The organism is Candidatus Jordarchaeum sp. (assembly GCF_052745115.1).
Map to the genome: position 1 here is coordinate 1 of NZ_JBRAKS010000127.1, position 10676 is coordinate 10676.

The 10676-nt window shown below is 35.4% G+C and carries 14 protein-coding genes; 7 read left to right on the forward strand and 7 right to left on the reverse strand.

The window, feature by feature from the left end; translation table 11 throughout:
- Positions 1–372 precede the first annotated feature (372 nt).
- Entirely contained in the window at positions 373–1341 is a 969-nt protein-coding gene (locus ACUVXA_RS10410) for a hypothetical protein (RefSeq protein WP_445871194.1), read from the reverse strand.
- A gap of 178 nt (positions 1342–1519) precedes the next feature.
- Here ACUVXA_RS10410 and ACUVXA_RS10415 point away from each other — a divergent pair, with 178 nt between their 5' ends.
- Positions 1520–2413, forward strand: a complete 894-nt coding sequence (locus ACUVXA_RS10415) for a hypothetical protein (RefSeq protein ID WP_445871195.1) — start codon at positions 1520–1522, stop codon at positions 2411–2413.
- Positions 2414–2510: 97 nt separating this feature from the next.
- On the opposite strand, the gene ACUVXA_RS10420 is transcribed toward ACUVXA_RS10415, so the two are convergent.
- Complete coding sequence (locus tag ACUVXA_RS10420) at positions 2511–3269, reverse strand: TatD family hydrolase (RefSeq protein ID WP_445871196.1); 759 nt, start codon at positions 3267–3269, stop codon at positions 2511–2513.
- Positions 3270–3628: 359 nt separating this feature from the next.
- Here ACUVXA_RS10420 and ACUVXA_RS10425 point away from each other — a divergent pair, with 359 nt between their 5' ends.
- The 3 genes from ACUVXA_RS10425 to ACUVXA_RS10435 all read left to right on the forward strand — a co-directional run bounded on the left by ACUVXA_RS10425 (position 3629) and on the right by ACUVXA_RS10435 (position 6048).
- Positions 3629–4111, forward strand: coding sequence for a hypothetical protein (locus ACUVXA_RS10425; RefSeq protein WP_445871197.1), 483 nt, complete (start codon positions 3629–3631; stop codon positions 4109–4111).
- Positions 4112–4326: 215 nt separating this feature from the next.
- Positions 4327–5139 (forward strand): hypothetical protein, encoded by an 813-nt coding sequence (locus tag ACUVXA_RS10430; protein WP_445871198.1) that lies wholly within the window; start codon positions 4327–4329, stop codon positions 5137–5139.
- A 348-nt stretch (positions 5140–5487) separates the two neighbouring features.
- Entirely contained in the window at positions 5488–6048 is a 561-nt protein-coding gene (locus ACUVXA_RS10435; RefSeq protein ID WP_445871207.1) for an adenylate kinase family protein, read from the forward strand.
- Positions 6049–6067: 19 nt separating this feature from the next.
- On the opposite strand, the gene ACUVXA_RS10440 is transcribed toward ACUVXA_RS10435, so the two are convergent.
- The 3 genes from ACUVXA_RS10440 to ACUVXA_RS10450 are packed head-to-tail and all read right to left on the reverse strand — an operon-like array spanning position 6068 to position 7481.
- Positions 6068–6478, reverse strand: a complete 411-nt coding sequence (locus tag ACUVXA_RS10440) for an OapC/ArvC family zinc-ribbon domain-containing protein (protein WP_445871199.1) — start codon at positions 6476–6478, stop codon at positions 6068–6070.
- A gap of 19 nt (positions 6479–6497) precedes the next feature.
- A complete protein-coding gene (locus ACUVXA_RS10445) occupies positions 6498–6851 on the reverse strand; it encodes an OapB/ArvB family protein (RefSeq protein ID WP_445871200.1) in 354 nt (117 codons plus the stop codon).
- A gap of 15 nt (positions 6852–6866) precedes the next feature.
- Entirely contained in the window at positions 6867–7481 is a 615-nt protein-coding gene (locus tag ACUVXA_RS10450) for an Era-like GTP-binding protein (RefSeq protein ID WP_445871201.1), read from the reverse strand.
- Between the two features lie 549 nt (positions 7482–8030).
- On the opposite strand from ACUVXA_RS10450, the gene ACUVXA_RS10455 reads away from it, so the two are divergent.
- The 3 genes from ACUVXA_RS10455 to ACUVXA_RS10465 all read left to right on the forward strand — a co-directional run bounded on the left by ACUVXA_RS10455 (position 8031) and on the right by ACUVXA_RS10465 (position 9883).
- A complete protein-coding gene (locus ACUVXA_RS10455; protein WP_445871202.1) occupies positions 8031–8531 on the forward strand; it encodes a hypothetical protein in 501 nt (166 codons plus the stop codon).
- 18 nt (positions 8532–8549) lie between these two features.
- Positions 8550–9065, forward strand: a complete 516-nt coding sequence (locus ACUVXA_RS10460) for a hypothetical protein (RefSeq protein WP_445871203.1) — start codon at positions 8550–8552, stop codon at positions 9063–9065.
- 128 nt (positions 9066–9193) lie between these two features.
- Positions 9194–9883, forward strand: a complete 690-nt coding sequence (locus tag ACUVXA_RS10465) for an ADP-ribosylation factor-like protein (protein WP_445871204.1) — start codon at positions 9194–9196, stop codon at positions 9881–9883.
- A 3-nt stretch (positions 9884–9886) separates the two neighbouring features.
- On the opposite strand, the gene ACUVXA_RS10470 is transcribed toward ACUVXA_RS10465, so the two are convergent.
- Positions 9887–10144, reverse strand: coding sequence for a hypothetical protein (locus tag ACUVXA_RS10470; protein WP_445871205.1), 258 nt, complete (start codon positions 10142–10144; stop codon positions 9887–9889).
- Entirely contained in the window at positions 10131–10502 is a 372-nt protein-coding gene (locus tag ACUVXA_RS10475; RefSeq protein ID WP_445871206.1) for a hypothetical protein, read from the reverse strand. Before ACUVXA_RS10475 ends, ACUVXA_RS10470 begins: the two co-directional genes overlap by 14 nt.
- Positions 10503–10676 lie beyond the last annotated feature (174 nt).

Consider the following 10676-nt stretch of genomic DNA (forward strand, 5'->3'; position numbering starts at 1 on the left):
GGACATCCTACCAATTAACAGCAAGGGGTGACAAATGTCCCTAACTTCTACATCTGACTTTTACAAGTCTTAAATTAGAATTAACAAATTTATTTTGATCGAGATATAAGTATCTAATTTTTCCCGAATAACCAACCCTTCAAATATAGTGTCCTATTTGACCGATTAGGGATATACCTAAGACCATAACACTCTGGGAACCATGCAAACATGAAAGTTAGATACAAATCTTTTTATCCCGGTCTTGAAAAGAGGTTCAACCATTCTTGGTTATCCACCTACTAATTTAACCTGGCAATGTTTAAAGGTAAAAGAAATAACGTGTTGAGATTTTCTTTATTTTTACTGCGAAGTTTTTTCTATTGTTAGATTTTATTTACTGCCCTCTATTTCCCTTATCTTTATTTCAATTTCTTCTTTTTCTCGAATTTTTTCTTCTAGTTTCTTCTCGTCTTCTAATGATCCGAAACCGGCCTGGATCATTGTTTTTAAATTGTTTATTTCTCTCTCAAGTTTTAGTTTTCTAGTTTCCAAATTTGTTAATTGAACATACTTTGGTGTTTTTTCCTCTTCTAGAAGCTTGAATTTTTCTTCTGCAACAGTATCGATCATATCGAGCCCTAGCTCTTTTAACAATTTTTCATCCTCTTCACTTAGGAAACTATTGAGTTCTGATTCTTCCCTAACTTCCTCCTCTTCTCTTAATTCCTCAGTCTCAACTTCAGGAAGTTCACTAATTATAGGCTTCTCCTCAAGTCTCTCTGGAATCTCACTCTCTTCTAATTGAGTTAAGATTGTCGGTGTTTGCTCGTCAGGCGGTTCTTCCTCCTCAATTATTTCAGATTCGGAAATAGTTTCAAAAGTGGTAGATTTCTCTGTTTCTTCCAATAATGGCTGTTCCACTTCTTTGGTTTCGGTTAAACCTTTCTTTTCCGCTATTTTTTGCAAAGGTTCTAGGGGAACAGTTTTTTCGGGTTTGATAATTTCAGGTGCTATGGTTTTTACAAGATCTATTATAGCCTCTATTATGTTACTCACTTGTTTTCGAAGAGAGGTGACTTCAGTGGTGAAATCCTTTTTGAGGCTAGAAATTTCTTCTCCGATGCTGGTAATTTTATAATCCATTCCTTCGAACTTTTCTAAAATTTCATTGGTTCTAACCGCAGATTCGGTTTCTGTTTTACTTTTCAGCAGTTCTTCCATGGAATTTATTTTTTCCAACTTGGATTCTATTTGATCAATTCTATTTAGAACTGTGTTTATTTCCGGCTTTTTTTCAACTTCGCTTAATAATTCATCGATTTCATTCCTCAACTTGCTTAAACGTTCTCTTGTACTCAATCGCGGTTCCTCCTTGCGCTTAGCCTATGAATATATTATTTTAGTTCTTTTTATACATATTCTTTGCATATTTTACAATAATAAAGTAATTAATTGCGAATTTCACATATCTTTCTTAGAAAAATTAAAAAGTTCTGAAAGAGATATACAGTATAACAAAAATACAGGAGTTCGGGATTTGGGACTGAAAAATGCGAACAAGGAAGAATTGAAAACAAGCAATGACGAGCCCAATACAATTGAATCAGGTAAAACTTATAGTGACTTTAATAACGAACAATTAAAATTAATAAACAAATTCACGTCTATGCGTGAGAGTATAATTAATATGGTTCAAAATAGATTCCCAATAAAGGGGATAGATACAGTAATAAAGCAAGCTTTTAACGAAGCTATTGCTAAAAACTTGGAAGAGATTGAGAAATATTTTATAAAGACACTACATGCAAAGTTCCAAAAAAATCCAAAAGTTCATGAACCAAGTAGACAAATAAAAAATGATGAAACCTTTGAAAACGCTTCAAACAATATTAATCAGGAATCATACGAGAAAAAATCAAAAGAAAATCTGATAAACTCAAGAGAACTAACCGAAGGTTTCCTTACAAACTCTACAAAGAGTTTGGATATAAATACGATTGAGCAAAATTATCAAAAAAGAGTTGACCAATTAATTTTAGAGATAAAAAGTCGTGACAAAAGGTTAAAGGAAAAACAGGAACAGATCGAAGAGCTGAAGAATCGATTAGAAATTCTGGAGCAACAAAACATACCGCCTTTTCTGGAGAATTGGGAGACAGGAAAGGAGTATGGGCAAGAAGAGATTGAACAACTTCAGAACCAGATTAGACGTTGGGAAATGTTGTGGCAAAAATTAAAACCCTATTTTGATAAGGACCCTAAATTCAGGACCCTATTTATACTACAACGTTTAGGTAGTATAAATATTGATAATTTATCCAAATCCTTGGAGCTTGACTTAAATCAAACAGAAACACTCCTGCAAGAGTTACAGAAAGCAAGTTTTGTAAAAATTAACGGTGATAATGTAAGTATTAATTCCGATGATTAAAGAATTTTTATGGAATTTGAAATCACAACTCTACATAGTTCTTAAATGGTGAAATTCTCTGAAATCTGGGTATTGTTATTTTTAATACTGTTCTCAATTAGATATTCAAGTCTAACTTGAAAAAGGAAACTGCATTTTCAAATAATACTTCTTCCACCTTACCCTCACTGTATCCTTTTATTTCAGCTATTTTTTTAACTATTATTTTGCAATCTTTTGGTTCGCCTCTTATTCTGTTATATTCAACAGGACCGTCGGATTCGGTCATTAAATAATCTACACCGACCTTTTTTACCAAGTATTGAACATTTTTAGAATAAGTAACTGCGGGAGTTATTGAAAAATAATATCCCTTTTTTATTCCAATGTCAATTAAGTCTTTGGGACCGGTATACCAGTGAATTAGTACATCCCTTGGTTTATAATCATCAAGGATCTTAAAAATGAGTCTTTCAGCCCCTTTAGTATGGAGAATTACTGGAAGATTTAAATCTTGAGAGGTTCTGAGCATTTCTCTAAAAATTCTTTGCTGCCAGGGATAAAGCTCTTTGATTTTCACAAAATGGTGATCTAAACCAATTTCGCCTATAGCCACCAGATTCTTGGCATTATTTTTTATTAACTTTACGGCTTTGGTTAAATTAATTTCTGAGGTTCTACTGCAAGCGTCTGGATGTAAACCAAGGGAAGGAAAAACAAATCCGGAATAGTGATTTGAAATTTTCGTAATAGTACCCATAGATTCAAGATCCATTGAAACAGCGATGATAGCGGCTACCCCATTTTTGTCAGCTTGGGTAACCACTTTATTGAAATCGGGATAAAGATCAACATGACAATGCACATCAACAAACAAAGCATACAACCCACCTATTAATTGATTAGTTTATTCGATTTCCTAAATGAAATTTTACCCAAGAATAACTATATGGTAGAAAAATTGATGCAAATATCACTCTGCTTTTATTTTTTCAAATTATAAATAAAAAAGTTTATAGTATTAAAGCGTGTCTAAATAATACGGGAGGTGTCCACTTGTCAACGGAGAGCAAATACAAACCCAACTGGAAAAAACTAATAAAAAAATTTGACTCTATACTAGATTTTAATTTCCGTCATGAATTCGAATCATATATACAAGAATATATAGAAGGCCTATCGCGGAGTTACAAAGAGGTATGGGAAAATTTTTACAATAAAAACGTAAAAGCAAGCATGGAAGATGTGAGGAAATTTTTTGAAAAAACCAAAGAGGGAGAGAAATTAAGAACTATCTCACTGATTTTTGTTATTACATTAATAGGAGGTCTAATAATCGCAATTGCTCTCCGTTTCCTCATAATCCACAACGAGATATTGATTGGATACTCCGTCGCACCTGCAACAGGTATTTATGGTGTAATATTCGCCTTTTATTTTATTGGAGCATATCTTGCGTACCATTACTTTACAAATAGGGCTTGGAGACAATCTTTGAAAAGGAATAAAGAATTAGCCAAGGATAAATTGAATAAAGAACTTGAGAATATTCGATCCTACATATCGTACCTTAGTGAATTTTCTAAAAAATTTTCATCAGAAGCGAGCCAAAAAATATCAAGAATAGTCAAGGTTGGCACAAATATTTCTGAAGATGAAAAACCAATAGTTAAAAATACAGAAATCCCAGATAAAAATGAACAAAAACAAGAAGAATAGAATCCAAAAATATGCAATAAAAAATTTTAATAAATCTTTAGATTTCTCGAATTTTGGATAAATGGTTTTTTAGACCAAGTTTTTTTAAAAAAAAACTTTTACATTTAAAGATACTCTAAACTATATTACTAAGATGCCCAAATCAACACAAATAATAAGGCTAAAGGGATAATTCTAATCAGAATTAATATACTTAGATCAGAGTGGTGATGGCTTTGCCTAATTGTCCGCGATGTGGTCAAAGAACAGAGGATTGGTTTGTTTACTGTAAATATTGCGGCTTACCATTAAAGCATGAATTTGAGGAAACCAAAAAACCAGTAACAATAAAGGTAGAAGTAGAAGAAACCAAGAAACCAAAGTTGGAAATGGGAAAAAAGGAGATCAAAACGGAAGTAAAAAAACCGGTTGAATTAGAGAAAATTCCCGAGGATATTAAAAGGAATCTAGTAGGAAGAGGTAAAACCTATCTTGTTGAAACACGTTTAAGAAAGCTAAACAAGGATTATGAAACACTAAAAACACGACAAATAGTGGGAGAGATTACAGAAGAGGAATTAGAAAAGAGGTCAGAACCTCTACGGCAGGAAATCAAAGAGATTAAAAAAACCTTAGAAGACATGGGCGCCACAGAACCACTCGAAGTTGAAGTACTATTAGCTGAGAAAGAAACACAAGTTGAGCGGAAAAAGAAACTAGAAGAATTACTGCTTAAGGGCGAGATAAGAGAGGCAATATATCAAAAACTAGTCTCAGAGTATGACGCAAAACTTAAAGAAGCGGAGAAAAAACTAAAAGAGGGCATACGAAAGATGGAGAAATGGCAAATCTCACTAGAAGCAGAAAAACAAGATGTAATAGATCAGCAAGAAATGCTAATAGCCAGAATGAAGATAGGAGATCTACCGGTTAAAGAGTACGAAACACATAAGAAAGAACTGGAAACCAAACTAAATGAAACAGACCTTGCTTGCCAATTTCTAGAAGGAGTAATTGAAAGATTTAGAGCCACCGAAGAATTAGATTAAACTTTTGCCTTTAAACACTAAATTATTTGCCACGAAAAACTTTTTTCATACTTTGTCTCAGACGCTCACAAGCGTATAGGTGTTTCCCATGAAAAACTAAAGATTTTCATCCTTTGCCCAAGACGCTTCAGCGTATGAAGGTTTGCCATGAATAATCTGAAAGGCTTTTCATAATTTGTCTAAGAAGCGAAGCTTATGTAGGTTTATTTTACACCTTAGTCAAATTCTATAGTCTTTTCAATTTTTTTATTCAATAAAAAGTCTTATTTTGTAGAATCTGATTTTTATTAATTATTAGGATATATCTATTTTTATTGGTGGTGATGTCTCTTTAGGAAAGCTATTATTATTTCAGGGTGTCCGGGTACTGGAAAAACAACTCTGAGTAGGGATTTGACTAGTGTTTTGCATACGGATATTATAAGTTTGGGTGAGTTGGTGGAGAGAGAGAAACTTTATAGTCATATTGATGCTGATCGAGATACTAAGGTAGCGGACTTAGATAGATTGGTGCCAAGGGTGGTAGAGCTTATAGAGAAGGCAGAGGACTTGGTTATTGTTGAGGGGCATTATGCGGATATTGTTCCCTCAAGTTTTGTTAATGTTGTGATAATTTTAAGAACTCATCCTGAGGTTTTGAGTAAAAGATTAGAAGCTAAAGGTTGGAGTGAGAAAAAGGTTAGAGAGAATGTTCAGGCGGAGATTCTTGGTTCCTGCACCTTTAACGCTTTGAATACCTATGGTAGTGAATACGTTTTTGAGATTGATACAACACATCTTTCAAAAAAGGAAACGGTTTCGATTGCATTAAAAATAATCTATGAAAAGCCTAGGAAGTATAAGACGGGTTTAATCAATTGGCTTTCCCTGCTTGATGCGGAGGACCAATTAGAAAAATATTTTTCCTAGCAAAGTAAAGGATTTTTCTCTATCTTTTTTTCACTCTTTCCATTAGTCTTTGAACCGATATCTCATATTGGCCCTTTTTTACCGAAAGTATTAGTGGTTTTCCTTTCATAAGCCCGTCTACATCGACTTTCAATACTCCGACCCCCTCTGCGATGACGGTTTCTAATCTCGTATCCCCCGATTTTTCGTCACAAAAAGTAGTCTCAGCTATTGGAACATTTTTTTCAAGAATTTGAGATTGATCCGATTCCATTTTTGTTTGGTTTCCATATTCATTATCTTTTTTAATTTCTTTTTGCATTTTTTTAAGTTTGAAAGTTCTTGATCCGCAGTAAAAACAGCGGAAAGTTTTTTGTTCAGGTGAGATTGGTGTACCACAATTTATACAGTAGTGAATAAATCCGTTTACTGGTTCTCCTTCCTGGGTCAATCAGCGGGCCTTCTTACTTTTATTTTAGCATCAGGGAGATGATGCTTGATGTGTCCCTTAAAATGTTAATGCTATTCGCAGGGGCTACAATAGTAATTTTTGAATCTCCGTTGGGTTTGTTTTTCCATCTCATGAAACCTTTGCTACCAGGGTTTTTATTAAAGGTTAATAGCTCTACTCCACTGAATGTTTCGTAATCAATTTCTAGCATTGTTTCTCTTATCAAACCCGCCTGCTCTTCTGGTCTGAGAACATCTTCCAGAACTAGGATTACGTTCTTTTTAACCTTACCCACTATGAATCTTATCTTGTCTTCTGAGGTTAAGCCGTTAACCACCCATTTTGGTATAATGTCTATTCTCGGATTCATCATCTTCTTCATCCCCCATTAGTGTGATTCTATGATTAATTTGTAAAGTTCTTCTATATTTTCTCCGGTTAAAGCTGATATGGCTACGCTTTTATGATCTGGGAAAGAATCGTAGACCAGTTTGGGTCGTGATTTGGGTAAGTCTATTTTGTTTGCCACAATGATGTTTGGTATGTTTTTTGCTCTTAGGTTTCCCAGAATAACCAGATTAACCTGATCAAAAGGAACCTTGGTAGTGTCAAAAATGGTTAGGGCAAGATCCACATTATCAAGCCACTCGATAGCTTCGATCACACCTCTAGTCGCTTCTTTAGCTCGCTCAATCGCCTCCTCACTGGATAATCCATGCTTTTGAAAAACCCGGTAATCGATTTTGCTAGAGATACCAGGCATGTCAACAACATTCATTCTAAGACACTTTCCATTGTAATTCATCTCTAAATGTTCTACCACATTAGCTTTACGAGTTTCATGTGGAATAGGCGAAACCGCCCCCGCTTCTCTCCCCAACCAGTCCAAACAGATCCTGTTAGCAAGAGTTGTTTTACCAGCATTAGGACTACCATAAATGCCCAGTGTGAACTCACCATTTTTCCTAAAAACTTTAGAAATTTTCGAAAACCAATCCGCCATTTCAATCCATCCTTTCAGATACCATACAGAATTTTAGCAAAATCGCTTTCCCCCACACTTGACAGCAGATAGCTCTTTTTTATTAATATAAGATAGTTAGAATTGTAGAACTTTGCTTTTCTAGGGGACCTGATGTAATAAAAGTTGGTAGCAAAAATCGGAACCCCCATGCGAGAGAGAGTATTCGAATTTTCCAGCAACACGATGTTCACACCAAGTCCCTCACTAGACAATTAGGCCGGCAATACTTGTCTACTCCTATTTTTAATTTAAAAATATGTAATATTAGGATAACACTTTAATCCTACCAATATCTGAAAATAAGATATTATCCCACTCTTTTGATTCCCCCCCATAACTATGCAGATGCCCCGAAGTCCGCCAGTCCTCCAAGAATCTTCTGGGGCTGGATTAACCCCTCAACCCCAGCATAAGACAAGTAAAAACTAGGAAAAATACATACCTAAGGCGGCGTCCCACTCTTTTTTTAAGAAATTTTAAATACTTAACATGTTTATACTTCTGAATAAAAACCAATGAGGAAAGAAAATGGCAACGACAAAGAGGAAAATCTATAAAGTTCTGAAGTGGATAGCCATAATTGCAGGATTAGGCTCAGCCTTTCTCGGATTTATTCTCGGTGTTAACTCGGCTCAAGCTCTCAATAATATTGGATCATTGAATTGGCAAATCAGTATTTACCCCGATGCACCGAAAGCTTTGTATTATGATGGAATCGGCTATGAACTTAATTTAATTGGAATAATCCAAGTGAGTTATCCCAATGGTACGGTAATTGACTCTAAAGCAGATTATGTCCTTTATCCTTATGAACTAACTATGCCTCTAAAGACAAGTGATCCAGTTCAGCTTTTATTAGGATTATATGGAAATACCTTTTTCTTGGACTTTACACCTAATGTTACTACTTCATTTCGACCACTAGTTATAACTGGAGTATTTATCATCTGGTTCACTCTAACAATACCAGGATTTAACTTCGTTGTAACTCCAGTCACAGTGTTCTACCAGAGCCCACAAATTTTCTAATACAATCCGGAGGAATGAATGTTGTCGATTATTAAAAAATTTTTAAGAAACCCTCTTTATCTCGGAACAGCATACGCGATTGAGTACTTCATTTTTTTCGCAGTTATACCTATAGTAACCTTTAATATCCTAAGTAATTACGGCCTCTTTTTTAACCAAATAGATCCTTTAACACTAATAATTTTTGGAGCCTCTTTATCTATCCTGATTTTCCTACAGAAATTCTTACGCAGAAGCTACTATAGATTAAGTGCCTTAAGCGGAATACTGCGATATCTTGTTGCGTTAGTTTGGGTCTTTGTCTTTGCGAATATGTTAAGATCCATCTGGATTTACGGTTCCATTTGGGAGGTTTTATCGCGTGCGTTTACATGGGCTACTGTTGACTACTCTTTCTTCTTATGGCTCGTGGTAATCGTATTTCTAATTAGATTCGTTAGATACGGCTATCAAATTATATTCGCCAAAGACCTTAAGGGAGAACCAGGAGTAGAAACATTAGAAGAGGAAATAAGAAGAGAAGTAGAAGACTAGGACTCAGCGAGGATAATCCAATTTTTTCTTTTTTATTTTCAAATAAAAAATTTAGTGGGAAAAGTGGGAATTAGTAAACTTTTTAAATGTTCTCCAAGATTCAGTAAGTAGATAGGGAAAGTGAGCCCATGAAACTTCTCGGTGTAGCAAGGTTAAGCGACAAGAATCGGATAACACTCTCAAAAGATGTAAGAGACAAGCTAAAAGTAGATTCAGGAGAGCTACTCTTATTCTTTGAAGACAATGATGGAAACGTTTTAGTCTGCACCGAGAACAGATTACCCTCAGGCAAATCCGACGTAGAAGTACTCAAACTTTTGGTCACCGGACCCTACAACGCTGGAAAAAGCACTGTCGTCTCCAAGGTCTCAAAAAGAGCCGCAAGCATAGAAGCCCTTCAGACTACTGTGGGCTTCGATTTTGGTAGAAAATATGATGAGGTTAATGTTTTTGATCTTCATATTTTTGGTACTCCGGGTCATACACGCTTCGCTTTTCTGCAGGAAATTTTAGCAAAGGGAAGTGCAGGGGTCCTTCTTGTAGTCGATAGTACGAATCCTGAAACTTTTGGTTTGGCTCGAGATGTATTATATAGAGTGAAAAGGGAAATAAGTGAGGATGCGCCAGTGGTTATTCTTGCTAATAAACAGGATCTTGAGGGCGCATTATCGCCTGAGGATGTGGCTAAACAGTTGAGTATTGGAATCGATGTTCCAGTAGTGGGCACTGTAGCTACGCAGAACCAGGGATTGGGAGAAGCTCTTCAACTATTACTTGAGCAGATTAGTAAGAATAGGGAAAAGAAACAGAGTGGATAATACTCAGCTTGTAACCGTCTTTTTTCTATGATATTTTTTGAATACTGGTTCTTCTAATTCCTCTTCTTTTTTCGGTGTCCAGGTCCAAACTATTTCTGCGGTAATGTCGCATTCTCGACAGTTATAAACTATTTTTGCAATGTATATGGATCCCCCGCCAGATCTAAGCATCCAACTATCTGTCTTGTCCTTTATATCCATGGTTATTCCGCATTTTGGACACCAAGGGTTTTCGAATTCGAGGTTTTCATACTTTTTCATCTTTCTCATCTTCCTTAAAGTATATAATTTTATAGAGCCATCCTCTTTCTGGCAAACAATCACTCTTTTCACCGAATCCGCTCAATACATTGTATTGTTCTTTTATCTCTTCATGCCATTCCTCTAACGTGTGGAACCCGCTGTCTTTTAGATACCAAATTAGTTCATTTTTAGGGTCTACTTCGCCCACTTCCTCAACAACAACGTCAATTTTATTGGGGAGAAGAGTTGGATTTCCATTTTTGATTATGCTTCCACTTCCAAACCAATTTTCTATCCCGCTTTTGCGGGTCATCCTAAAGGTAAAGACTACACCCCTTCTTAGTAGGTGTTCCATTGCTTTGTCATCTAAAATCATTACTATTCCCGTGGTTTATATCCCTCCCATGATTCCATTATAACGGAGAAAGGAAACAGTAAGTGAATGATATTGGTGACTAGGGGACTACGAATGGGAAAGAGGTAGGGTAGGGAAATACCTCGCCCTGGTATGTTTATGTAATTTATGTAATTTATATTAATTATATTTATC